Here is a 24,720-nt window from a genome sequence, read left to right as displayed (position 1 = left end):
CCGTGCGCGAACGGCCCAGCGTATCGGCCATCACAGCGCCTCCAGCACGGTTGCGATGCCCTGCCCACCACCGATGCACTGCGTCGCCAGCGCGTAGCGCCCGCCCTCCCGCTGCAGCACCTGCGCCGCCTTGCCGACGATCCGCGCGCCCGTCGCCCCGAGCGGATGCCCCAGCGCCAGCGCGCCGCCATCCCGGTTCACCTTGGCCTGGTCGAGTCCGAGCTCCCGCATGCAGGCCAGCGCCTGACTCGCGAAAGCCTCGTTCAGCTCGATCACCTCGATGTCACGGGCGGAAAGGCCCGCACGCGCCAGCGCCTTCTGCGCCGCCCCCACCGGCCCCATCCCCATCACGTCCGGCGCGCAGCCCGACACCGCCAACGACTTCACCTTCGCCAGCGGCGTGATCCCGTGATCCTTCGCATATTGCGCCGTGCAGACCAGCACTGCCGCAGCGCCATCAGTCAGCGGCGACGACGTTCCCGCCGTCACCGTCCCGCCCTCGCGGAACGCCGGCTTCAGCCCTGACAGGCTCTCAGGCGTCGTCTCGGCCCGGATGCACCCATCCTCCGCCACCGTGGTCCCGTTGAAGACCATCGGCACGATCTCGTCGCGCAACCGCCCCCCCGCCTGCGCCGCCGCGGCCCTGCGGTGGCTCTCCGTCGCGAACGCCTCCTGATCCCCGCGCGTCACCTGGTGTCGCGCCGCGACGTTCTCGGCGGTTTCACCCATCGAGATGTAGGCCTGCGGAAACGTCTGGACCAAACCGGGATGCGGCATCGGGTTGAAGCCCATGATCGGCACCCGGGTCATGCTCTCGACTCCCGCGCAGAGGAACGCATCCCCTGCCCCCATCCGGATCGCTCCCGCCGCCTGATGCACCGACTGCATCGAAGACCCGCAGAACCGGTTCACGGTCGCACCGGCCACGCTGTCCGGCAGCCCCGCGAGAAAGGAGACGAGCCGCGCGACGTTCAGCCCCTGCTCCCCCTCCGGGAAGGCGCAGCCGACGATCACGTCCTCGATCGTCGCGGGATCCAGCCCGGTCTGCTCCACCAGCGCCCGCACCACCTGCGCCGTCATCTCGTCGGGACGCAGCTTCGTCAGCGCACCCTTGTGCGCGAAGTGGAAGGGGGATCGGCGATAGGCCGCGATCACGACGTCGGTCATGCTGATTGTTCCGTCATTTCCACTGTTGCCGGCGCCGCGGCATCCTGTCCGGCCAATGCCGCGCGCGCCTGCGTCCGGATGTCCTGCAATTCACCCAACGCCTGTTCCAGGTCCCGGCGCTGCTGCTCCAGGACCCCGATGCGCTCCTCGACCTTCGCGAGGAGAAGCCGCACCTGTTCCCGCTGCGTCGGGTCGGAGTCGTAAAGATCGAGATACTCGGCGATTTCCGCAAGGGTGAAGCCCAGCCGTTTGCCACGCAGGATCAGCAGCAGCCGCGCCCGATCCCGGCGCGTGAAGACCCGGTTCGCTCCCTCACGATCGCCCTGCCGCCCCGGCGAGAGCAAACCCTTCGCCTCGTAGAAGCGGATCGCCCGCGGCGTGACGCCCAGCTCATCCGCCAGCTCGTTGATCGTGAGGAGCGCTGGTGTCATGCCGCGCGCCCCCGAAGCAGCTCCGCCTTGAGCTCCTTCTTCGACAGCTTGCCGACGATCGTCCGCGGCAACTCGCCACGGAACTCAACGAGCCGCGGCATCTCCACTGAGGACAGCTTGTCCTTCAGGAAGCCCCGCAGCCCCTCCTCGTCCAGCGCACTCCCCGACCGCAGCTGCACGAAGGCCGCTGGCGCCTCCCCCCGATACGCGTCGGGCATGCCCACGACCGTGCAGGCCACGACGTCGGCATGCCGGTAGATCGCCTCCTCGATGTTGCGCGGATAGACGTTGAACCCGGACACCAGTATCAGGTCCTTGATCCGGTCCACGAGCGTCACGTACCCATCCGCATCCATCACGCCGACGTCGCCAGTCCGCAGGAAGCCGTCCGCGCCCAGCACCTCCGCGGTCGCGTCGTCGCGCTTCCAGTATCCCGCCATCACGTTCGGCCCCGCGACGCACAACTCGCCCCGCTCGCCCAGCGGCACCACTCGCGACGGGTCGGCAAGGTCCCGGATCTCCGCCCGCACCCGCGGCAGCGGCAGGCCGATCGTCCCGGACCGGCTCTCGCCCTGGGCCGGATTACAGAAGCAGACGGGGGATGTCTCTGTCAGCCCGTAGCCCTCCCGGATCGTGCAGCCCGACAGTCGCTCGAAGTCCTCCTTCACCTGCGCTGGCAGAGGAGCCCCGCCGGAGATGCAGGTATGGATCGTGCCGAGCTCCTCCCTCGTCGCGCCCTTGTCCAGCACGGCCTTGAAGAGCGTGGGCACGCCGGGAAACACGGTCGGCTTCGTCCGCCGCAGCGCGGCCTGCACCAGCGCCCAGTCGAAGCGCGGCAGCATCACGATCTCCGCCCCACCCGCAATGGACGCGTTCATCGCCACCGTCATCGCGAAGACGTGGAAGAAGGGGATGACCGCGAGCGTTCTCTCCTGCCCCTCCTTCGCCGAGGTGAACCACGCATTCACCTGCCGCGTGTTCGCGCAGAGATTCGCGTGCGTCAGCATCGCACCCTTCGGCACGCCCGTCGTCCCGCCGGTGTATTGCAGCACCGCCAGGTCGGTTGGCGCGATCGCCGGCGCCGATGCGATCGGCGGCGCATCCAGCAGCGCCTTGATGTTCGTGATGCGGTCGTCACCCGCCGGCACCTTCGCGATGCTGCGCCCCTTCAGCAGCCGGAAGGCGTAGCCCTTCACGATCGGCAGCGCGTCGGAGAAGCGGGACAGGATGACGTGCCGCACCGGCACGTCATCTCGGTTCAGCAGGCCCAGGACCCGCGGCAGGATCGGATCGAGGTCGAGCGAAACCATGATCTCCGTCCCCGAATCCCGCGCCTGCCCCGCCATCTCCTCCTCGGCGTAGAGCGGGGAGTAGTTCACCACCGTCGCGCCGGCCCGCAGCGCCGCGAAGTATGCGACGACGAACCACGGGCAGTTCGGCAGGCACAGGCCGACGCGGACGCCAGGCCCCGCGCCGAGCCGCCGCAGCCCCTCTGCCGCCCGCTCGACGGCGGCACCAAGTTCCACGTAGGTCCACTTGCGCCCGAAGAAGTCGAGCGCGGGACGCGGCCCGAATCGCCGCACCGCGTCCGCCATCACCTCCGGCAGCGTCTCCGGCGGCAGGTCCATGTCCCAGCGGACTCCCGCCGGATAGGCCCGGGCCGGAGGAGCCCCGGCCGGTGCGTCACCTTCGCCCAGCATGCTGCCCGGCCCTCCCCGCGTCAGAAGCTCAGCCGCGCCGCGACGGCGACAATGTCCACGCTCGCCTTGTAGGACGCGTCGAGGTTGCCGCGCGTGAAGTTCTCCGTGCCCGGCCCGCGATCGCGGATCGAAACCCGCGCCGTGTCCGCGAAGACATGCGTGTAAGCCAGCGTCAGCGCGAGGTTCGGCGTCGCCTGCCACGTCGCGCCCGCCGAGAGCCAGTAACGATCCGTGTCCGGAATCCGCGGCGTCCGCGTGCCGTCACGCACCGGCGACTGGTCCCAGGCGAAGCCGGTCCGCAGCGTCACGGTGCGCGTCGCCTGGTACTCCGCACCGATGTTGAGGAACCAGGAATCCCGCCACCGCTCCGAGGTCACGGACGGCGCACGCCCGTTGTCGAAGTCGATCCGCAGCTCGCGGAAGCGCGACCAGTTCGTCCACTCCGCACCAGCCAGCAGCGTCACCCGGTCCCCGATCCGTTGGGAGACGCCGAGCGTCACGGATTCCGGCGTCGCGATCTTCGCGGACGCCGCGGTGTTCTGGAACTGTTGCGTCAGCGCCGGGCTCAGGCCGAACTGCGCCGGCACGCCCTCGAACTGCGCCTCGCCGCGCAGGTTATGGAAGATGGCGGACCGGAAGGCCGCGCCGATCCGCGTACCCGCGATCGGCTCGTACTGCACGCCGACCTGCCAGCCAATGTCCCAGTCCGTGCCCTCGACCGTGGCACGGCCGTCGCGGTTGCCCGGCGCGAAGCCCAGGGCCCGGAACGCCGGCGAGGCCGCCGCGCCGATCGCGCCGAAATCCACCGCGTTCGACAGCCGCGCCGACGCGTACTGGAACTGCAGTCCCACTCCGATGGACAGGTTCGGCAGCGGCCGCACCGAAACCGACGGCGTGACGTTCACCGTCCGCAGTGAGGAGGTCAGCGCCTGGTATCGGCCGATGGAGTCGCCCGGATACTTCGTCACGAGCCCGAAGGGCGCGGAGAAGGCCAGGCCGAAGGCCACCTGATCGTTCAGGCGGTGCGTCGCATAGCTGGACGGTACCAGCGCGTCGTAGGCCACGTCGCCGCCAAGCGACCCGGTGATCGTCGTCCCCCCGAAGGCCGCCGTGCGCGACGCCGACCCGGACTCCGCCTCCGCCCGCGGGAGGATCCCGCTGAGCGAGGCCGAGATGTTCGTGCCATCCATCCACGCGGACGCCGCGGGGTTGAAGAACAGGGCGGACGGATCATCGCCCCGCGCCGCGCCGCCCGCATGGGAATTCCCCTGCGTCAGCGCCCCCTGCTCCCGCACCAGATAGCCCGAGGCCGAAGCCCCCGGCGTCATCGCCACCAATGCCAGACCCGCCACGCTGCTGGCGAGAATCAGACGGTTCACCGTGCTCAACGTTTGCCCCCGGGACGTTTGTTCATGCCGGTTGGCCCGGCTGGTCTTATACAAGACACGGTTGACGTATACGTCAACCTAGTTTTACGTTTCGATGACAGGAGAATCCCCGCATGCCCGACCGCGACGAGCTGATGACCCAGATGCGCGCCCGCGGCGCTGCCCTGCGAAGCCTTGGCTACCGCGTGCGCTTCGATCTGACCGACACTGACCAATCGATCCTGCTCGACGCTGCCGGCGGCAACATGGAGCTCCACGAGGCCGGCCCGGCCGAGGAGGCAGACACCGTCCTCGCCCTCACCTCGAACAATCTCGCGAAGCTCATCGCGGGCAAGCTCTCGCCGATGCTCGCCTTCTCTACCGGCAAGTTGCGGGTGGAAGGATCCAAGGGCGTCGCGATGAAGCTGGCGAGCCTGCTCGACGAGGACTGACCGGGGCCGCGTCGCGGCCTGCCCGGCGAAGCGCCGGGCGGCATCCGGACCTGCCCGGAGCGCGCGGCACCGCGCTCACCCCGCCGCGACCGGGGTGCGGACCGGGAACAGACTCCCGCGCGCAGGCGGCCGGCGCTTCGGCAAGATCCGCGACGAACCTCGTCGCGGATGCGCGCTCCTTCCGGCTCAGACGGGTTCCAGCACCCGCACGACGCGCGCCCGCGCCGCTTCGTATTCCGCGGCAAGCCGCTCGATCAGCCGCGCCGCCGGCACCACCTCCGACACCGCTCCGATTCCCTGCCCGCAGCCCCAGATGTCGCGCCACGCCTTCGCGTCCCGTGACGACCCGAAGTTGGCGGCGTCCTTGCTCGATTCCGGCAGGTTCTCCGGATCCAGCCCCGCCGCGACGATCGAGGGCTTCAGGTAGTTCCCGTGAATCCCGGTGAAGAGGTTGGTGTAGACGATGTCCTCGCCCCCGCTCTCCACGATCATCCGCTTGTACCGCTCGTCCGCCCGCGCTTCCTCCGTCGCGATGAAGGCGGAGCCGATATAGCCGAAATCCGCCCCCATCGCCTGCGCCGCCAGCACCGCACCGCCCGTCGCGATCGCCCCGGACAGCGCGATCGGCCCGTCGAACCAGGCCCGCGTCTCCTGCACCAGCGCGAACGGCGAAAGCCGCCCCGCATGCCCCCCCGCCCCGCTGGCGACGAGGATCAGCCCGTCCGCCCCCTTCTCCACCGCCTTGTGGGCGAAGACCTGGTTGATGACGTCGTGCAGCACGATCCCGCCCCAGGAATGCACGGCCTCGTTCACCTCGGGCCGCGCACCCAGCGAGGTGATGACCACCGGCACCCGATACTTCGCGCAGACCTGAAGATCCTGCTCCAGCCGATCGTTCGACCGGTGCACGATCTGGTTCACGGCGAAGGGCGCCGCCGGACGGTCCGGATGCGCCCGGTCATGCGCCGCCAGTTCCTCCGTGATCCGCGCCAGCCACTCGTCCAGTTGCGCCGCGGGGCGCGCGTTCAGCGCCGGAAACGACCCGACGATCCCCGCCTTGCACTGCGCGATGACGAGGTCGGGGTTCGAGATGATGAACAGCGGTGCCCCGATCACCGGCAGGCGAAGACGGGCGAACCGGCGCAGGGCGGGATGCGACACCGTGGCGTGATCCTTCTCGTGGGGCGCGCCGCCCTTCTGCCACGCGCCGCCACGCCCGGCCACGGCCCGGCCCGGCACCGTTCCGCGCGGCGCTTTGCACGGCGCCCCCACCCCTCATACGATGCCTCCGCCGAGCCGGCCGCCCCCATTCCCACCCCCGCGCCGAAGGACCCAGACCCTGCCCGACGCGTCCGTCCTCCCCCAGTCGGCCGCGACCGCCACCCTTCGCCCCGGCGACGCGGTCCTCCTCACCGGCGGCTCCGGCTTCCTCGGCTCTGCCGTCGCGCGCCGCCTCCTCGCCCGCGGCGTCCGCCTTCGCGCGCTGATCCGCGGCACGGCAACCCCACCCAACCTCGAAGGCCTTGACCTCGAAACCGCCCGCGGCGACCTCACCGACCCCGCCTCCCTCTGTGCCGCGGCACAGGGCCAGCGTTACCTCTTCCACGTCGCCGCCGATTACCGTCTCTGGGCCCCCGACCCGGATGACCTGGCGCGGGTGAACCTGGACGGCACGCGCGCCCTCATGCGCGCCGCGCTGGAAGCGGGGATCGAGCGCATCGTACACACCAGCAGCGTCGCCACCCTCAAGGTCGCCGGCGCCACCGCCCCCGTTGACGAGACCGCCACCGCAAGGCCCGAGGACGCCATCGGCGCCTACAAGCGCAGCAAGACCCTCGCCGAGCGCGCCGTGGAGGAGATGGTCGCCCGCGACGGCCTGCCCGCCGTCGTCGTGAATCCCTCCACCCCCATCGGCCCCCGCGACGTGAAGCCCACGCCCACCGGCCGCATGGTGCTCGACGCCGCGCGCGGGAAGATCCCCGCCTTCGTGGACACCGGCCTGAACCTCGCCCACGTGGACGACATCGCCGAAGGCCACCTCCTCGCCCTCGAACGCGGCCGCATCGGCGAACGCTACATTCTCGGCGGCGAGGACATGACGCTGCGCGCGATCCTCGCGGAGATCGCGCGCCTCACCGGCCGCCGCCCGCCCACGATCACCCTCCCCCGCGCACCCCTCATGCCCCTCGCCGCGGCCATGGAGGCCGTCGCGCGCTTCACTGGCCGCGAGCCCCTCCTCACCCGCGACGGCCTCCGCATGTCGCGCCACCGCATGTTCTTCACCTCCGCCAAGGCCCAGCGCGACCTCGGCTACCGCGCCCGCCCCGCGCGCGAGGCCCTGGCCGACGCGGTCGCCTGGTTCCGCGCCACGGGCCGCCTCGCGTGATCCTCGCCCTCGCGCTCCTCTCTCTCGCCGTCTGGCTTGTCCTGGTCTTCGCCCGCGGCTTTTTCTGGCTCGCCCGCGAACGCGACGACCGCGACCTCCCGCCCGCCCCCACCGCCTGGCCCGCCGTCACCGCGGTCGTCCCCGCGCGCGACGAGGCCGACGTCATCGCCCGCTCGATCGGCTCCCTCCTGCGCCAGGACTACCCCGGCCCCTTCCGCGTCATCCTCGTGGACGACCGCAGCACCGACGGAACCGCCGCCGCCGCCCGCGCGGCGGCCGAGACCGCCGGCGCCGCCGACCGCCTGACGATCCTCACCGGCACTCCCACCCCGCCCGGCTGGGCCGGGAAACCGTGGGCCATGTCCCAGGGGGCGGAGCACGCGGGCCCCACCCCCGACTTCCTTCTCTTTACCGACGCCGACATCGGCCACGCTCCCGACACGCTCCGCCACCTGGTCGCCCGCGCCGTCACCGAGCGACGCGTCCTTGTCTCGCTCATGGCCCGCCTGCACTGCGCGACCCCGGCCGAGCGCCTTCTCATCCCCGCCTTCGTCTTCTTCTTCGCGATGCTCAATCCCTTCGGCTGGGTGAACCGCGGCCGCGCCGCCGCCGCGGCCGGCGGCGTCATGCTGGTCCGCCGCGACGCGCTGGAAGCCGCCGGCGGCATCGCCGCCATCCGCGCAGAGATCATCGACGACTGCGCCCTGGCCCGTCGCCTCGCGACCCAGGGGCCCATCTGGCTCGGCCTCACCGACCGCGCCCTCTCCCTCCGCCCCTATGGCGGCATCGCGGAGATCGGCCGCATGGTCTCCCGCTCCGCCTACGCCCAGCTCCGCTACTCCCCCTGGCTCCTGGCCGGCACCGTCCTCGGGATGGTCCTGACCTACCTGCTGCCTCCGGCACTGATCCTTTTCGCGTCGGGATGGCCACGCCTCGCTGGAATGGCGGCTTGGCTGCTGATGGCGGTTGCCTTCATCCCGATGCTGCGCTTCTACCGGACCTCGCCGCTCTGGGGTCTCGCGCTTCCCATGATCGGGGCGGCCTACACGTGGTTCACCGTGGCGTCCGCATTGCAGGTCTGGAGGGGTCGGGGCGGGATGTGGAAGGGACGGGCGCAGGCCCTGGCGGGGCGGGCTTGATGGCCACGCGCGTGACGCGGATCATCCGATGAACGACGCCCCGGACGGCCTCTTCACGCCGGGCTTCGCGCTGACCAACACCACCTGGCTGGCCGAGCTGGATCGCGCCGTCGCGCGCGGCACCGACCACTTGCTGCGCGCCCAGCGCCCCGACGGCCACTGGGTCTTCGAACTCGAAGCCGACGCCACCATCCCCGCCGAATACATCCTCCTCCGCCACTTCCTCGGCGAAGCCGACGCCGACGGGATCGAGGCGAAGATCGGGACCTACCTCCGCCGCATCCAATCTCCTGACGGCGGCTGGCCCCTCTTCCACGGCGGTGCCTCCGACATTTCCGCGACGGTGAAGGCCTACTTCGCCCTCAAGATGATCGGCGACGATCCGGACGCCCCGCACATGCGCCGCGCGCGGGACGCCGTGCTCTCCCGCGGCGGCGCCGGCCGCGCCAACGTCTTCACGCGCATCCAGCTGGCGCTCTACGGCGAACTGCCCTGGGAAGCCGTGCCGACCATGCCGGTGGAGATGATCCTCCTCCCCCGCTGGTTCCCCTTCCACCTGTCGAAGGTCTCCTACTGGGCGCGGACGGTGCTCATCCCGCTCCTCGTCCTCATGACCCTCCGCCCCCGCGCGAAGAATCCGCGCGGCGTGACGGTGCAGGAACTCATCGCCCCCGGCCGCATCCCCCTCCCCTCCGGCGAGCACCAGCGCCCCGGCTGGGCCGCCTTCTTCGGCGCTCTCGACCGTGCCCTGAAGGTCGCCGGCCCCCTCTGGCCAAAGGGCTCGCGCCAGCGCGCCATCGACCGCTGCGTCGCCTTCGTCACCGAGCGCCTGAACGGGGAAGACGGCCTCGGCGCCATCTACCCCGCCATGGCCAACACGGTGATGATGTACGCCGCGCTCGGCCACGCGCCGGACCACCCGCTGCGTGCCACCGCCCGCCGCGCGGTGGAGAAGCTCCTCGTCATCCGCGACGGCGAAGCCTACTGCCAGCCCTGCGTCTCCCCGGTCTGGGACACCGCCCTCGTCGCCCACGCGTTGCTGGAGGTCGGCGACGACCGCGCCGTGGCCGCCGCCCGCCACGGTCTCGACTGGCTCAAGCCCCTCCAGGAACTGGACGTCGTCGGCGACTGGGCCGAGGCCCGCCCGAACGTCCGCCCTGGCGGCTGGGCCTTTCAGTACCGCAACGCACATTACCCCGACCTTGACGACACCGCGGTGGTCGTCATGGCGATGGACCGCGCCCGTCGGGCCCATTGGCACGAAGAGGGTACGCCCGACTTCGACGAACCCATCGCCCGCGGCGTCGAATGGACCGCCGGCCTGCAGAGCACGAACGGCGGCTGGGGCGCCTTCGACGCCGACAACACCCACGACGCTCTCAACAACATCCCCTTCGCCGATCACGGCGCGCTGCTCGACCCGCCGACCGCCGACGTCACGGCCCGCTGCATCTCCATGTTCGCGCAGCTCGGCGAAACGCGGGACACCCCGCGCATGCGCGCCGCCCTCGACTACCTCGCGCGGGAGCAGGAGGCGGACGGCTCCTGGTTCGGCCGCTGGGGCGTGAACCACGTCTACGGCACCTGGTCCGTCCTCTGCGCCCTGAACGCCGCCGGCCTCGACGGGTCGCACCCCATGGTCCGCCGCGCCGCCGACTGGCTCGTCGCCATCCAGAACGACGACGGGGGCTGGGGCGAGGGCTGCGAATCCTACCGCCTGGACCGCCGGGCGCACGATCCCTTCCTCTCCACCGCCTCGCAGACCGCCTGGGCCCTGCTCGGCCTTATGGCCGCGGGCGAGGTGGACCACCCCGCCGTTGCCCGCGGCATCGAATACCTCCGCCTGACGCAGGACCCCGACGGCGGCTGGCCGCAGGGTGCCTATACCGGCGGCGGTTTCCCCCGCGTTTTCTACCTCCGCTACCACGGCTACCCGCGCTTCTTCCCGGTCTGGGCCCTCGCGCGCTACCGCAACCTCCGCCGCGCGAACGAGCCGCGCGTGGCGCACGGGATGTGATCGTCGCCGCCGTCGGCCTTCAGCGGGAGGCGCGCCTTCTGGCGACGGCCGGCGTCACCTTCGTCATTGGCGGCGGTCACTCGACCGGCCTGCGCCGCAAGCTCGGTGCGGTCGCCGGCCAGGCGACGGGCCTCATCAGCATCGGGATCGCCGGAGCCCTGGCACACGACCTGAGATCCGGCGACTGGATCGTCGCGGACTCGGTCATCGGCGGGACGCGAAGGACGGCCACGGACCCGGCCTGGACCAGGCGCCTTGCCGACGCGCTCTCCGCCAGGACCGGCACCAGCTACGCGGGTGACCGTCCGTTGACCGAGGCAGCGACGAAGACCGCCATGCACGCCGAAACCGGCGCGATCGCGGCGGACATGGAATCGCACGTCGTCGCCGACATCGCCCGGGAATACGGGCGACCCTTCGCCGTCGCGCGCGTCGTCGCCGACAGGGCCGACCAGGATCTGCCACCCGCCGCCCTCGTCGGCATGCGCCCGGACGGCTCGATGAACCTGCCGGCGGTCCTCCGGTCGCTGCTCGCGCGCCCGGCGCAGCTCCCTGCCCTCATCGCGACGGGCATCGCCGCCGAACGCGCCTTTCGCGCGCTCTCGCGCCTTCCGCGCGACCTCCTGGCCATCCCGCCCGAGCCGTAGAGCCGGCCCGCCGATCCCACCGGCCCGGACGAGCCGGCCGCCGGCCACCGCCCTCGATCGGGGGCCGCGTCATCGCGCGCCTCCCGCACCCGTCCCCGATCCCGCGTCGGCCTGGCCCTGGATGCAGCCCGGTCGCACCTGCCCGGACGGCCCCGCAGGCCGCCGGCGCGCAATCCCCGTTGACAAGGAACAGGGGTAAGATCACAAAACCGTGAGCGACCGACCGCTTGGTGCCTCGCATGCTACCGACGGCCAGGAACGAAGGGGCGCTGTCCCGCAGGCCCCCCGGCGGGAGCGGGACGGCAGCAACGAAAGCTCGGGGTACCGCGAGGACGAGGAGGGCGGACCGACCGCTCCGCCATCGGCCTCCACCCCCGGGAGGGGAACCGCCCATCTGATGACCGCGACCCGCCAGCCCGGAGCAGCAGCGGACTTCCCGCGGACCCGCCGTGCCGGCGGCGCCGCCTGGCTCGTGGGCGTCAGCGCCCTGCTAGGCCTCCTCACCCTCGTCGGCACCTTCCTCCTGGTCGCCGGGGACCTCCGGTCCACCGGGCGGAAGGACGCGTCCCGGGACCTCACGACCTCCGCGCACCTCCTGGCGGACCACGCCGGGCGGCTCTTCGAAGTCGCGGACGTCGCCCTCCGCGATGCAGCCCGGATCGTCCAGGGCCTCAACTGGGACGAGATCGCGGGGTCGCCCCCCCTCCACGCCGCACTCCGCGAGCTCTCGGAGACCTTGCCCTACATCGAGGACGTCTGGCTCAACGATTCCGCCGGCACCCTGCGGCTGACAAGCTTCGCCTTCCCCACGCCGGCGTCGACCGCCGCGGACCGGGAGGCCTTCCGGCGCATCGCCGCGGGCGCCGACGCCATGCAGATCGGCGAACGCATCGTCGGGCGCGTGACCGGGCGTCCGACCTTCCTGCTCGCGCGCCGCCTCAGCCACGCGGACGGCTCGTTCCGTGGCATGGCCTCGGTGACCGGGGACCTGTCCTACTTCGACGACTACTGGACACGCGCCCGCCAGCCGCTCGATGCCCGTGTCAGCCTCGTCCGGGACAGGGACTTCGACATTCTCGCACAGCATCCGGCCCCGCCCTCCGGCGCCATGACCGGGTCGGCCGCCCTCCGGGCCGCGATCGCCACCGCCCGCAGCGAGGGGCAGTTCACCGAAGGCGAAGGGGCGGAGGAGCGCCTCGTCGCCTATCATCAGGTCGGGACCCTGCCGCTCTACGTCACGCTCAGCGTGTCGGAACGCGCGATCGCCGCCGCCTGGCGCGACCGCGTGGTCTCCTACGGCCTCCTCGGCGGGATCGCCGCCCTCGCACTCTCGGCCCTGAGCTTCGTCGCCTTCCGGCAGGCCCGGATCGAGACCAGGGCGATGCACGGCCTGGTCCGGGCGCGCGAGAGGCTGTCGGGCCAGAACGCCCAGCTTGAAGCCGAGGTCGCCGGCCGGACCGCCGCGCTGCGGGAGAGCGAGGCCGCACTGCGCCAGCTGAACGAGAGCCTGGAACGGCGCGTCCGCGAGGAGGTGGTCGCGCGGGAGGCAGTCCAGGCGCGGCTGGCCCATGCGCAGCGGATGGAGGCGCTCGGCCAGCTCGCCGGCGGCGTCGCGCACGACATCAACAACGTGCTCCAGGTCGTCATCGGCACGGCCGAGGCCGTGGAGGACGCCAGCCCGGACGACTGGCAGGTGGCGCAGCTCGCCCGCTCCATCGCGGAGGCCGCTGAGCGCGGCGCCGGCATCACGCAGCGCCTGCTCGCCTTCGCGCGCCGGGTCGAGCTGCGGGCGGAAGTCCTGGACGCGACGGCGCTGCTGAAGGGCCTCGGCGGCCTCCTCGGCCGCACGCTCGGCAACAACGTGACGGTCGCGGTGCGGGCGGACCGGGCCTTGCCCCTCCTGCTCGCCGACAGGGGCCAGCTCGAGACCGTGCTCGTCAACCTCGCCGCCAATGCGCGCGACGCGATGCCGGTAGGCGGAACGCTGATCCTCTCCGCCGCAGCCGTGCAGCTGGGGGCAGACGGATCGGCGGCACCCGGCCCATACGTGCGGCTGACCGTGACCGACACGGGCCAGGGCATGCCCCCGGAAGTCCTGGCGCGCGCCACGGAGCCCTTCTTCACCACGAAGGAGATCGGCAAGGGCACGGGACTCGGCCTCTCGATGGCGCAGGGCTTCGCCGAGCAGTCGGGCGGTACGCTCGCGATCGAGAGCGAGCCGGGGCGGGGCACCTCCGTCCACCTCTGCCTGCCAGCCGCCCCGGGGGCGAGCCCGCCGGAATCCGCGGAAGTCGGCGCGCCGCAGCGACGCCAGCACCGCGCCCGCATCCTGCTCGTGGACGATGACGCGGCCGTCCGGGCGACGACGGCACGCCAGCTGGAGAAGAAGGGCTTCGAGGTGCTGGCGGTCGCATCGGGACTCGCGGCCATGGCGCTGCTCGCCACCGGCGAGGTCGTCGATGCCATGGTGACGGACTTGGCGATGCCCGGCATGGACGGGCTGGCGCTGATCCGGGACGCGCGGCGCCTGCAGGAGGACCTGCCGGTGGTCCTGCTGACGGGCTTCGTGACGAACGCGGCGGAACTGGCGGTGGGCGGGGCGGTGACCGGTGCCTACAGCCTCCTGCGCAAGCCCGTGACGTCCGACCAGATCGCCCGGCGCGTCCAGGCGCTGCTGGACGGGGAGGCGGTGAGCGTCGAGCAGGACTGAGCGTCAAGCAATACTCAGCGCGGGCGCCGCCGCCGGGGCCCGGTCCGCTCGCCCGCCTACCCCGCCGTCATCCCCGACATCCGGATCCACTCCGCCTGCCGCGCGATGTCGGCGCGGAGGAAGGCGTCGAACTCCGTCGGCGACATCACCATCGGCTCCGCGCCCCCGCGCAGCTGCGCCTCCCGCGTCTCGGGCCGTTCCAGGATGGCGTTCACCGCCGCGTTCAGCCGCGCGACCACCGGCGCCGGCATCCCCGCCGGTGCCATCAGCCCGAGCCAGATCGAGGCCTCGTAGCCCGGCAGCGAGTCCGCGACCGTCGGCAGCGCCGGCAGCAGTGGCGACCGCGCGGGGCCGGTCGTCGCGAGGCCCCGCACCCGCCCGCCCTCGATATGCGGCGTCATCGTCGGGATCGCGTCGAACATCACGGGCACCTGGCCCGCGATCAGCGCCGTCCGCGCCTCGTTCGACCCGCGGAACGGCACGTGCTGCACCGTGATCCCCGCCATGGCCCGGAACACCTCGCCCGCGACGTGGTAGGGCGTCCCCGGGCCGGAGGATGCGTAGTCCAGCGCCCCCGGCCGCGCCTTCGCCAGCGCCACGAGCTCCGCCACGCTCGACACGCCGAGGGAAGGGTGCACCGCCAGCACGTGATAGGCGACGTTGATCGCCGCGACCGGTGCGAGGTCCCGCATCAGCCGGTAGGGCCGGTTCGGCAGCAGCGTCTCGTTCGCCGTGTGGGTGTTCGACATCAGCAGCAGCGTGTGCCCGTCCGTCGCCTTCGCCACGGCATCGGTCCCGATGACCGCGCCTGCCCCCGGCCGGTTCTCGACGACCACCGGCTGGCCCAGCGGCCCCGTCAGCCGCTCGGCGAGGAACCGCGCCGCCAGGTCCGCCGAACCGCCCAGGCCGAAGGGCACGACGATCCGCACGGGACGGCCGGGCCAGCCCTCCTGCGCAAGCGCAGGCGCCGGGATGGGCGCCAGGGCCGACGCCGCCATTGAACCGATCATTAAGGGACGGCGTCGCATCATCGTGTTGTTCCTCCCACGCCCGCCGAGTATCCGCGCGCCGCGCGGCGGTCGGCAAGCAACCCGGCCGTTCCCCAACCGATACGCGATCATGCGCCGCCCGTTCTTCCTTCCCCTGCTCCTCCTCGCCGCCCTCCTGTCGGCCTGCGCGCCGGAACCGGTCCGCACCGTCGTCCCCCGCGCGCGAGCGACGTCGGCCCCCTCGCCACCCGCCTGGCGGCCACGGCGGAGGGGGAATGGCGCGACTGGGGCTCCATCGCCGTCGAGGGCTGGCCGGTGGCGCTGGACCGCACGCCGGACGCGACGGCCGACCTCTTCGACCGCCTGATGACCTATTGGACCGCGACGTCCGACGGGCCGGGAATCGTCGCCCGACACATCCAGTTCCGCGAAGCCGTCCAGTCGCCGTGGGTCGAGACCGCCTCCACCGACGGCGCCGGCGCGCCGTTCCGGGTGGAGCCGGCGAACGTCGCCATCTCCTCCTACAACACGCCGGCCTGGTCGGCCGCCTTCGTCTCCTACGTCGCGGGACGGGCGGGGATGGCGGAATTCCGCCCCTCCTCCGCGCACGCCCTCTACCTGGACCACCTGCTGGCCTGGGCGGCCGCAAGCCCGGACACGGCGCCCTTCCGCCCACATGACCCTGCGGACTACGCGCCGCGCGTCGGGGACCTCGTCTGCTTCGACCGCTCGGTCGCCCGGCTGCTGCACTGGACCGAGCGGCTGTCGGAGCCGGGGCGGCCGCGCCCCATGCATTGCGACATCGTCGTCGCGACGCGAGACGGGTCGCTCGACATCATCGGCGGGAACGTGCTCGACGTGGTGCTGCGGCGCCGCGTCGCGACGGATGCGCGGGGGCGGCTGGAAGCGCCGCCGCCGGACCGGCCGCCCTTCCTGGTGGTGATGCAGAACCGGCGCTGATCCGGGCGGGGTGGGCGGCTGTCCCCCGCTTAGACCCTCACTTCGGGGGCCTCAGCCGGGGACGTTGAACAGAACGCGGGGTCCGGGAGGCAGCGCCTCCCGGAGTCACCAGCACAACACCGGCCCAGCCGGCATCAGACCCAGAGGAAATCCGCCTTCGAGAGCGACGCGAGCGTCACGTTGTCCAGCGTCACATGCATGTCCGCCGACCCATTGCCGTCCACGTCCACCTGCAGCTGGTGCGTGCTCTCGACGAACCGTGCCTCGGAATGCCCATGGGCCGAGAAGGCGGCGGAGCCGCGGAATTCGAAGTTACCCTTCTGCAGGCCGCCGAAGGTCAGAAGATCCCCGTTCGCGTTGAAGTCGGTGATCCGGTCCCCCGCGCCGACCGGGCTGTCCGCGACCGCCTTGAAGATGAAGCGGTCCACCCCGCTCCCGCCCGTCAGCACGTCGGAGCCCGACCCGCCGTAGAGGTCGTCCTTGCCCGTGCCGCCCACGAGCGTGTCGGCGCCGCCCCAGCCCTCGAGCCGCGCGGCCGGGCCGGCCGCGACGATCTTGTCCTTCGCCGAGCCCCCGACCACCGTCTCGACGCTGTTCGTCCGCACGTCGTTATCGCCGGCCGAGGAGAGCACCAACCGGTCCGCGCCCCCGCCCAGCTCCACCGCGCCCCCCTTCAGCGCGCTGCCGAGCGTGACGCCGTCCCCCCCGCCACCGCCGATGATCGTCTCGGTATTCTTCACCGTCAGGGTGTTCCCGCCGGCCGAGGACAGGGTGAGCTTGTCGGTGCCGCCGCCAAGATCCACGGTGCCGGACGCCATGACGGTGCCGAGCGTCACCGTATCGTTCGCCGTGCCCCCGATGATCGTCGTGGTGTTGGACACCGTGACGATGTTGGCCCCCTTGGACGACAGCGTCAGCGTGTCGGCCCCCGCGAGCAGGTCCACCTTCCCGCCCTGCATCGGGGCGGAGAGCGTGATCGTGTCGTTCGACGCGGTCCCGAGGATCGTCCCCGTGCTCGATGACGGGGGGGGCGGGGGACTCGGCGCCGGTGACGTCGTACCGCCCGTCGTGAGCGCCAGGCTTCCGACCGCCACGGTCGAGCCGGAGCCGAGGAACTTCACGTACTCGACGTTGAGGATCGTGTCCGTCGCACCGTGCCCCGTCGCCTTGAAGTTCGCCGTGGAACCGGAGAAGGAATAGTCGCCCTTCGAACCCGCGAGCACGACCGTGTCGCTGCCCGCGCCCCCGTTCAGCGTGTTGGACGCCGCGTTGCCGTAGATCGTGTCGTTGCCCGCCCCGCCGACCGCGTTCTCGATGAGCGACCGCGCGTCGCCATGGTATTGCAGGGCATTGGCGACGTTCCCCGCTGCGAGCTTGCCGCCGCCCAGGTTCGCCCTCTGCTCCGTGCTCGTCGTCGTCCACTGCCCCGGCCGCAGGTCGATCGTCACCGCGGTTCCGTAGTTCGACAGGTCGTAGGTGTCTGCGCCCCCGCCGTCCCAGACCGTCATGAGGATGTTGTTGCCGCCCGGCGCACCCTGGCCGACGCCGTTGACGAACATCTCGCCCGTCGTCGGGCTCCACTTATAGGTCGTGCCACCGGCATTCGTCGTGAAGTCCGCGCCGTACATCGCCTGCAGGGCCGCGATGTCGTACATCATGAAGGTCTGCGGGTAGCCCCAGGTCTCGTTCGTCAGCCCGCCCGTGCCCGCACCGACGTAGCTGCGGTAGCTCATCACGGTGTATTCGATCGAATCGTGGCCGGCCGTGACCGCACCGAAGCCGTCCGTCGAATGCGCGTGATCGAGGCCGAGCGTGTGCCCGATCTCGTGCAGCACCGTGTAGGCGGCGTAGTTGCCCTTCGTCGGGTTGTCGTACATGCCGCCGCTGGTGCGGAACCAGGCGTCGCCGCCGCTCGGCGACCAGCTCGGCGTATAGGCCCAGGCCGTCGAGACCTTGTTGGTCATCGCGAAGCGCAGGTCGCCATGCGTCGTGCTGCTCTCGGTCACCTGCGTGAAGCTCAGGCTCGTCAGCTCAGCCACACTCTTCAGGACGGTCTTGACCCAGGCCTGCTGCGCCGCGGTCATCGCCTGGAACTTGGAGCCTGGCTCGCCGGACCCGTAACCCGAGGAATACTGGGATGCGCTGGAGGGGAAGCTGTAGGTCAGGCTCGTCGTGTCCCAGGCCGTGCCGCTGAACAGCCCATCCACGTCCTGAACACCGGTCCGCCCGACGCTGATCGCACCCGCCATGCACTATCCCCCTGCATCACCGACACCACGGCCGAGGCCGCCCCGTCTCGAAGTCACGGTCCACTCACCGACCCGCTCCGCGCGGCCCGCCCCACGCGGGCCCGACGGACGCGCAACAAATATTCGTTATCTTGCCGCAAGTATTCGACCTAGCCGATCAAGTTAAAGGCTCACCGGAGTGTTACCGACGCCGCCGCAACCTTTGCAATCCTCGGCATCCCCTGACCGACCCCGGCGCGGTCGATTCAGCGGCGGACAGGAACGAAGTGGAAGGGTTTCAGGAATAAGTCCTCACGATCAGCGGCATGCCTCTACGCCGATCACACTGTGGCAACAGGGTCGCAACAACCGGCGCGCCCTCGCACCAACAGGGTTTCACATCCGTTCCGAACCGGCTCGCCAGCAGCCCTCGACCGCGAGAAATGACCACCCGCCGGCTTCACCGGAAGTCGGGTGTCAGGAATTCCGACACAGCCCCCTGCGACTCGGGAGCCACACCGTGGCGAATGGACGGGATTGTCGGCGTAATTTACACCGTCTCCGGCGCGATCTATCCAAGTCATTGACGACGTTGGAGATTACTCTCTGGCACGGCGGTTGCTCTATTAGCCTCAAGGTCATCAGGCCTGCCGGACGAGGAAGAGAGCGAAGAATCCATGCGCAGCATCAAGACAGTGCTTCTCGGAGCGACATTCGCCGCCGCGACGGCGATCTCGGCCATCGCCGCCCCGCTCACGGGCAGCTTCAACATGGTCGGCCAGTTCCAGGTGGAGAACAACGCCGGTACCAGCGTGCCCTTCGGCTCGGGGACGGCGATTGACTTCTGCGGCGCCACGACGGGTGCCTGCACCACCTCTCCCGGCGCGGGCACCGGCACGGGGGCCTTCCTCGTGACGAGCGCCAACTCCGGCAACCTCGGCATCGGCGCCGGCGATGTCGGGACGGTGCGGGACATCATCTACAACCCGTTCACCGGCCCGGTGACCGACTTCTACACGGTCGGCGACCTCGCGTTCGACCTGACCGCGCTCACCTTCTCGCAGTTCAACCTGCCGAGCGGCGCCGGCCAGACGATCAGCTTCCTGTCGCTCTCCGGCTCCGGCCTGCTGCGGCGCGATGGCTTCGACGACACCTTCGCGACCTTCTCGTTCACGGGCCAGACGGACGGCATCCGCACGGTCGGGCAGTTCTCCTTCTCCGGCGCGTCCGCGGCGCTGGGCAACGGCCCCGGCCCGGGCCCCGGCCCGATCCCGGAGCCCGCGTCCCTCGCCATCTTCGGCGCGGGCCTGCTCGGCCTCGGCTTCGCCCGCCGGCGCCTGGCCCGCAACGCGGCCTGACGCGACGCGGCCCGTCCCGGACTTCCGGGGCGGGCCACCCGGCAACCTCGTCCAAGGGGGCGGCGAGGGCGGCACGAAGCCGCCCCGCCGCCCTTTGCCGTTCCGGGGCCCGGTTGGGCTGGGGTCACCCCCTTGGCGGACGGCCTTCGCGGCGGCCCCTACTCCGCTTCCCCGAACCGCGCGTCCCCGTCCCGCGCGACCTCATGGACCAGGTCCACCTCCCAGGAGAGGTATTGCCGCATCGCCGCCTCGACGCCGTCGTTGCGGTCGTAGGGGCGCAGGTAGAAGTCGGCGCAGTCCGTGTCCGGCGGGTTTCGCCGATCCGCCTCCAGGGGAATCCCGGTCGCCGTCCAGGCCGCCGCTCCGCCCGGCACCACCACGATTTCGGCCGAGGGCGCCAGCGCCCGCAATTCCGGCACCGCCAGCCGCGCCAGCCGGTCATCCGGCGCCGTCACCGCGATCGTCCCCGCACCCCGCAGCCGCCCGGCCAGGACGCCCAGCCGCGTCCGGATGCCCCAGAGCGCGCCGGGCGCGTGCCCGTCCCGGAACGCGACGCTGCGCGCGAGGTCCACCACCGCCGTGCCGGCCGGCAGGTCCCGCGGCGACACCATCCGCACGGACACGGCCTCCGCCTCCGGGCAGGGCGAGCGCACCGGACCGGCCTCGACGGCCGTCGGCGCCTTCGTCAGCACGAAGACCTCCCACCCGCCCATCTGGCGCAGCCAACCGCCCGCCATCCGCGCCCGCACGCCATCCGCCGCGCCGAAGGCCGCGCCGTCCACCAGCACCACCCGCGACCCGCGCACCACGACCCAGTTGTCCGTCGCCTGCACGAGCTGCCCGCCCGGCGCGTGCAGCGCGCCCGGCACGTGGCCCGCCGCGAATTCCTCGGCCGAGCGGACGTCCAGCAGCAGGGTCGTGCGCGACGCGTCCGCGCGCATCGCCGCCAGCCCCATCGCATCCACGTCCTGCACGCCGTGCCGCGCCGCGAAGGCGCGCGCGCGTTCCAGCGCCGTCTCCGCCCCGGCGGGCACGCCCGGCGCATAGGTCTCGGTTCGCCCGCGGTCGCAGGAGAACCCCGCGAGTTCCCACCCCATCGTTCCGTTGCGCAGCGCGACGACCTTGTTCGGCACGCCCGCGCTCCGCAGGCTTTCCGCGCCCATGATGGAGCGGGTGCGCCCCGCGCAGTTCACCACGATCGTCGTGCGGGGGTCCGGCACCAGCGCGCCGACGCGATAGACCAGCTCCCCGCCCGGCACGTCGATGCCGCCGGGGATGGACATGCGCCGGAACTCGTCCATCGGCCGGCTGTCCAGGATCACCAGCTCCTCGCCCCCGTCCACCATGGCCCGCAATTCCTGCGGGTCCACGGAGGGCGTGCCGTAGTGGTGCTCCACCCATTCGCCGAAGGCCTTGGACGGCACGTTCACGCCGGAGAAGACGACGTAGCCCGCAGCCCGCCAGGCCGGCGTCCCGCCATCCAGCACCGAGACATCAGAATACCCGGCGCCCTCCAGGGTGGCCGCGAGTCGCTCCGCATGCCCCTCGCCGCCATCGACGCAGCACACCCGCACGCCGCGCCGCGGCAGGATCTGCGGCACGCGCAGTTCCGCCCGCGCCAGCCCACAAGGCGCCGCCCAGAACAGGTGCGCGCGCCCGAACTCCCCGTCCTCCCGCGCGTCGAGGATCGCGAGCTCCCCGCCGTCGCGGATCCAGCCCTTCAGCGTCGGCGCGTCGATGCGCCGCATCGTCAGCCCGCGGCGGCGGTGGCCGTCGGCTTCATGAAGTTCCGGTTGTAGTGCGTGACCGTCCCCGTCTCCGGGTCATAGGCCTTGCGTTCATCCAGGCGTTCCAGCGCTAGGCCGTAGAGGTGCAGATGCCTTGTCGGGACGTTGCCCGTCGTGTGGATCGAGTGGATGTCGTCGGGCATGAAGGCGATCCCGCGCCCCGGCTCGACCATCACCTCCTCCCGCACGCGCAGCTCGCAGCGCTCCGGGTCCGACCCGTCGTCGGTGCGCTGGTACACCTTGTTCAGTTCCTGCCCGTCCACCGCGACGATCACGGCCCAGGTCGTGTGGTCGTGCGGCTTCGTCTCGTTCCCCGGGTTCAGCGCGTTGAGGTAGAGCGCGAAGCGGTTGTCCGCGTCCTCGGCCAGCAGGTAGCGGCGGTTGCCCTTCTCGCCCGCGGGCGGCGGCGGGAACTCGGCGGACGGGAACAGGTCCTCCCGCGCCGCAAGGCGGAGCATCTCCCGCTTGATGTCCTCGAGCGCGGGGCGGGTGACGCCGCGCTCGTGTTCGATCTCCTTCACCCGCGCCAGGGTCTCCGCCACGGCGGCGGTGCGGGCGGGAGTCGTGTCCGTCGCGTTCATGGGGGCCTCCGGATGATGGGGCCGGGAGCCTAGACCCGATCCCCGCCCGGCGGAAACGCTTCGTCTCCCGCCTACCGGTTTCGCCTTCCCGACCCGGGCCGGGCCGGGCCGTCTCGGGGTCCCTCCGCCGCCCCGCGCTAAGCGGCCGGCGTGAGCGACAGCGCCGCCACCGTCCGGTTCTGCCGCATGGCGGCCGCGCCCTCGGCCACCACCCGCTCCACGGCTGCCGTCAGCGCCTTGCGGTCGGGTATGGCGGAGGGCGGCAGGGGTTCGTGCAGCAGCACCGTCGCCCGAACCCCCGCGCGTCGCGTCAGGCGCCAGGCATGGCTGCCGATGTCCATGTCCCCATACCAGGCGAAGAGCGGCCGGTCCCGCCGGCAGGCCGGCAGGCCGCCGAGCCGGTCGTAGACGACGGAGACCGGCTGCACCTGCGCCGCCGCGTCGGCGACCGCGAGGAAGGAGGACCGGAAGGGCAGCACCCGCGACCCGTCGCTGCTCGTCCCCTCAGGAAACAGGACGAGGCTGTCGCCCGCCGCGAAGCGCTCCCGCATCTCCTTCGCCTCGGTCCCCGTCCGCCCACGGCTGCGCGAGACGAAGACCGAACGGCCGAGCTTCGCGACGATGCCGATCAGTGGCCACTTCTCCACCTCGCCCTTCGAGACGAAGCAGGCCTCCAGCACCCCGCCGAGCACGAGGATGTCGAGCCAGGAGGTGTGGTTCGGCAGGTACAGAGTCCGCGCCCCCGCCGGCCGCGCGCCGACGACCTGCAGCCGCACGCCGATGAGGAAGAGCATCACGCGCCAATAGACCCGGGCGAAGGCAACCTTCCCCCGGCCCAGCCCCGTCGTGCCGGGGAACAGCAGCAGCACCGCCTGGACCGGGATCGCCAGGACCGTCCAGAGCAGCGCGAAGAGGATCCGCCGCACCGCCCGCACCCGCCCACCGAAGGGCCGGTCGCCCATGACGTCGAACACCGCCCCCACCGGCGCGATGCGCCGGAACCGTAGGGGCGAGCGCCGTCGAAGCCGCCGGGGCTTCAGGGCTTGCGCGGGGTCGCGGATCGCCGTGTCCATGCGGCGGCGGGTTAGCCGCGGAACGGCGACAGGTCCATGGCAGGACCGCGTCGGGATCTTGAACCTCGCCATTCTGGACGCGCCGGCGAGGGCCGCCCTAGCCTCCCGCCCCTACCCGGAGGAACCCATGCCGCACCGTCGAGCCCTGCTCTCCGCCCTCGGGCTGGGCGCCGCCCCGGGCTGGCTGGCCTCCCCGGCCATGGCGCAAGGGCCGGGGGGACAGGTCGGCACCCTCCGCGTCGGCCTGGCGGCGCCGAACACGACGCTCGACCCGCACCTGCTGTCGAACGCGCCGAACAACGCCGTCGCGACCCACGTCTTCGACAGCCTGGTCGTGAACGACGAAGCCTCCCGCTCCGTCCCTGGCCTCGCAGAATCCTGGTCCCGCGAATCCGACACGCGCTGGATCTTCCGCCTGCGGGAAACCCGCTTCACCGACGGCGCGCCGCTGACGCCGCAGGACATCATCACCTCCATCCGCCGCGCGAACGATATCCCGTCCGCCGCCTCCTTCCGCACCTACACCCGCAGCGTCGCGCGGATGGAAGCGCCGGACGCGCGGACCCTGATCGTCGAGACGCGCGCCCCGGACCCGCTGCTGCTCAACTCGCTCTCCCGCGTCCGCGTCATCGCCGCGAGATTCGCGGAAGCGCCGAGCGCCGAGTTCAACGCGGGCCGCGCCGTCATCGGCACCGGCCCCTACACGCTGCGCGAGTACATCCCCGGCAACCGCATCACCCTCGCCCGCAACGATGCCTGGTGGGGCGGCCGCACGCCATGGGAGACCGTCGTGCTCCGCGTCGTGACCGACGATGCCGCGCGCCTCGCCGCGCTGCTGGCCGGGGACCTCGACATCATCGAAGCCGTACCCACCGCCAACGCCGAACGCGTGCGAAGCGACGCGCGCCTGCACCTGATCCGCGGCATCTCATCCCGCTTCGTCTACGTCTCGCTCGACCAGGTGAACGACGCATCGCCCTTCGTCACCGGCAATGACGGCCGCCCGCTGGACCGCAACCCGCTGAAGGACCGCCGGGTGCGGGAAGCGCTGTCGCTCGCGATCAACCGCGACGCGATGCGCGACCGCGTGATGGAGGGCGATGCCATCCTCGCCTCCCAGTTCCTGCCCAAGGGCGGCGCCGGCGCCTCCGATGCGGTGGACGTCCCACCCTACGATCCCGCCCGCGCCCGCGCCCTGCTGGCCGAGGCCGGCTATCCCCGCGGCTTCCGCCTGACCGTCCACGGCCCGAACGACCGCTTCGTGAACGACGCGAAGATCGTCCAGGCCCTCGCCGGCTTCTTCACGCGCATCGGCGTCGAAAGCCGCGCCGAGGTCATGCCCTGGACCACCTACGCCGGCCGCAACCGCGACCGCACCGAACTGTCCTGCTTCATCGGTTCCTGGGGCGTGAACACGGGGGAGACCTCCAACCCCCTCTCCGCCCTCGTCGCGACGGAGGACCCCCGCGCCGGCATGGGCGCCTCCAACCGCGGCCGCTATTCCAACCCCGAACTCGACCGCCGCCTGGCGGAAGCGCTGCGCACGCTGGACGATTCCCGCCGCAACGCGCTGCTCGCCGAGGCCAGCGAGATCGCCTTCCGCGACGTTGCCGTCATCCCCCTGCACCACGAGGTCTCGGTCTGGGCCGCCCGCCGCGGCGTCGGCTACACGACGCGCGCCGACCAGTACACGCTGGCGATGGGCGTGACGCGGGACGGTTGAGTCGG

The 24,720-nt window shown here is 71.8% G+C and carries 19 protein-coding genes; 9 read left to right on the top strand and 10 right to left on the bottom strand.

Annotated features, from left to right (window positions below; all coding sequences use genetic code 11):
* Nucleotides 1-30: 30 nt before the first annotated feature.
* From ACE7GA_RS14470 to ACE7GA_RS14455, 4 genes are read right to left on the bottom strand one after another with little or no spacing between them, the layout of a single operon-like run.
* Nucleotides 31-1,167 (bottom strand): thiolase family protein, encoded by a 1,137-nt coding sequence (locus ACE7GA_RS14470; RefSeq protein ID WP_376087576.1) that lies wholly within the window; start codon nt 1,165-1,167, stop codon nt 31-33.
* Nucleotides 1,164-1,598 (bottom strand): MerR family DNA-binding transcriptional regulator, encoded by a 435-nt coding sequence (locus ACE7GA_RS14465; RefSeq protein WP_376087574.1) that lies wholly within the window; start codon nt 1,596-1,598, stop codon nt 1,164-1,166. Before ACE7GA_RS14465 ends, ACE7GA_RS14470 begins: the two co-directional genes overlap by 4 nt.
* Nucleotides 1,595-3,298 carry a long-chain fatty acid--CoA ligase gene (locus ACE7GA_RS14460; RefSeq protein ID WP_376087572.1) on the bottom strand — a complete coding sequence of 568 codons (1,704 nt, stop codon included), beginning with the start codon at nt 3,296-3,298 and terminating at the stop codon, nt 1,595-1,597. The genes ACE7GA_RS14465 and ACE7GA_RS14460 overlap by 4 nt, the downstream gene beginning before the upstream one ends.
* A gap of 20 nt (nt 3,299-3,318) precedes the next feature.
* Nucleotides 3,319-4,677, bottom strand: a complete 1,359-nt coding sequence (locus ACE7GA_RS14455) for an OmpP1/FadL family transporter (RefSeq protein ID WP_376087570.1) — start codon at nt 4,675-4,677, stop codon at nt 3,319-3,321.
* A gap of 122 nt (nt 4,678-4,799) precedes the next feature.
* On the opposite strand from ACE7GA_RS14455, the gene ACE7GA_RS14450 reads away from it, so the two are divergent.
* Nucleotides 4,800-5,117 carry an SCP2 sterol-binding domain-containing protein gene (locus ACE7GA_RS14450; protein WP_376087568.1) on the top strand — a complete coding sequence of 106 codons (318 nt, stop codon included), beginning with the start codon at nt 4,800-4,802 and terminating at the stop codon, nt 5,115-5,117.
* Nucleotides 5,118-5,303: 186 nt separating this feature from the next.
* Here ACE7GA_RS14450 and ACE7GA_RS14445 read toward each other — a convergent pair whose 3' ends face one another.
* On the bottom strand, nt 5,304-6,278 hold the full coding sequence (locus ACE7GA_RS14445) for an NAD(P)H-dependent flavin oxidoreductase (RefSeq protein WP_376087566.1): 975 nt from the start codon (nt 6,276-6,278) through the stop codon (nt 5,304-5,306).
* Between the two features lie 121 nt (nt 6,279-6,399).
* Between ACE7GA_RS14445 and hpnA the strand changes: the two genes are divergently transcribed.
* The 5 genes from hpnA (at nt 6,400) to ACE7GA_RS14420 (ending at nt 14,016) form a co-directional block, all read left to right on the top strand.
* Nucleotides 6,400-7,503 carry a hopanoid-associated sugar epimerase gene (gene hpnA, locus ACE7GA_RS14440; RefSeq protein WP_376087564.1) on the top strand — a complete coding sequence of 368 codons (1,104 nt, stop codon included), beginning with the start codon at nt 6,400-6,402 and terminating at the stop codon, nt 7,501-7,503.
* Entirely contained in the window at nt 7,500-8,642 is a 1,143-nt protein-coding gene (locus ACE7GA_RS14435; protein WP_376087562.1) for a glycosyltransferase, read from the top strand. The genes hpnA and ACE7GA_RS14435 overlap by 4 nt, the downstream gene beginning before the upstream one ends.
* A gap of 28 nt (nt 8,643-8,670) precedes the next feature.
* Nucleotides 8,671-10,659, top strand: coding sequence for a squalene--hopene cyclase (shc, locus tag ACE7GA_RS14430; protein ID WP_376087560.1), 1,989 nt, complete (start codon nt 8,671-8,673; stop codon nt 10,657-10,659).
* Complete coding sequence (locus ACE7GA_RS14425) at nt 10,656-11,306, top strand: hopanoid-associated phosphorylase (protein ID WP_376087558.1); 651 nt, start codon at nt 10,656-10,658, stop codon at nt 11,304-11,306. The genes shc and ACE7GA_RS14425 overlap by 4 nt, the downstream gene beginning before the upstream one ends.
* 397 nt (nt 11,307-11,703) lie before the next feature.
* On the top strand, nt 11,704-14,016 hold the full coding sequence (locus ACE7GA_RS14420; RefSeq protein ID WP_376087556.1) for an ATP-binding protein: 2,313 nt from the start codon (nt 11,704-11,706) through the stop codon (nt 14,014-14,016).
* A 56-nt stretch (nt 14,017-14,072) separates the two neighbouring features.
* On the opposite strand, the gene ACE7GA_RS14415 is transcribed toward ACE7GA_RS14420, so the two are convergent.
* Nucleotides 14,073-15,014, bottom strand: coding sequence for a tripartite tricarboxylate transporter substrate binding protein (locus tag ACE7GA_RS14415; protein WP_376087554.1), 942 nt, complete (start codon nt 15,012-15,014; stop codon nt 14,073-14,075).
* Nucleotides 15,015-15,320: 306 nt separating this feature from the next.
* On the opposite strand from ACE7GA_RS14415, the gene ACE7GA_RS14410 reads away from it, so the two are divergent.
* Nucleotides 15,321-15,965: a DUF2272 domain-containing protein gene (locus ACE7GA_RS14410; RefSeq protein ID WP_376087552.1), complete on the top strand. Its 645-nt coding sequence runs from the start codon at nt 15,321-15,323 to the stop codon at nt 15,963-15,965.
* A 134-nt stretch (nt 15,966-16,099) separates the two neighbouring features.
* Here ACE7GA_RS14410 and ACE7GA_RS14405 read toward each other — a convergent pair whose 3' ends face one another.
* The gene (locus tag ACE7GA_RS14405; RefSeq protein WP_376087550.1) at nt 16,100-18,214 is read right to left on the bottom strand and encodes a M10 family metallopeptidase C-terminal domain-containing protein; all 2,115 of its coding nucleotides are present in this window, start codon (nt 18,212-18,214) and stop codon (nt 16,100-16,102) included.
* Nucleotides 18,215-18,870: 656 nt separating this feature from the next.
* Between ACE7GA_RS14405 and ACE7GA_RS14400 the strand changes: the two genes are divergently transcribed.
* Nucleotides 18,871-19,551: a PEP-CTERM sorting domain-containing protein gene (locus tag ACE7GA_RS14400; RefSeq protein WP_376087548.1), complete on the top strand. Its 681-nt coding sequence runs from the start codon at nt 18,871-18,873 to the stop codon at nt 19,549-19,551.
* Nucleotides 19,552-19,709: 158 nt separating this feature from the next.
* On the opposite strand, the gene ACE7GA_RS14395 is transcribed toward ACE7GA_RS14400, so the two are convergent.
* From ACE7GA_RS14395 to ACE7GA_RS14385, 3 genes are all read right to left on the bottom strand, one after another.
* On the bottom strand, nt 19,710-21,299 hold the full coding sequence (locus ACE7GA_RS14395; protein ID WP_376087546.1) for a rhodanese-like domain-containing protein: 1,590 nt from the start codon (nt 21,297-21,299) through the stop codon (nt 19,710-19,712).
* A gap of 2 nt (nt 21,300-21,301) precedes the next feature.
* Complete coding sequence (locus tag ACE7GA_RS14390) at nt 21,302-21,919, bottom strand: cysteine dioxygenase (protein ID WP_376087544.1); 618 nt, start codon at nt 21,917-21,919, stop codon at nt 21,302-21,304.
* A gap of 137 nt (nt 21,920-22,056) precedes the next feature.
* Complete coding sequence (locus ACE7GA_RS14385; protein WP_376087542.1) at nt 22,057-22,992, bottom strand: lysophospholipid acyltransferase family protein; 936 nt, start codon at nt 22,990-22,992, stop codon at nt 22,057-22,059.
* A 127-nt stretch (nt 22,993-23,119) separates the two neighbouring features.
* Between ACE7GA_RS14385 and ACE7GA_RS14380 the strand changes: the two genes are divergently transcribed.
* Nucleotides 23,120-24,715: an ABC transporter substrate-binding protein gene (locus ACE7GA_RS14380; protein WP_376087540.1), complete on the top strand. Its 1,596-nt coding sequence runs from the start codon at nt 23,120-23,122 to the stop codon at nt 24,713-24,715.
* Nucleotides 24,716-24,720: the final 5 nt, after the last annotated feature.

It is taken from the genome of Roseomonas sp. CCTCC AB2023176, assembly GCF_042259275.1.
GTDB lineage: Bacteria > Pseudomonadota > Alphaproteobacteria > Acetobacterales > Acetobacteraceae > Roseomonas.
Note: the sequence above shows the minus strand (reverse complement) of the source record. Positions and strands in the feature narration are given on the sequence as shown.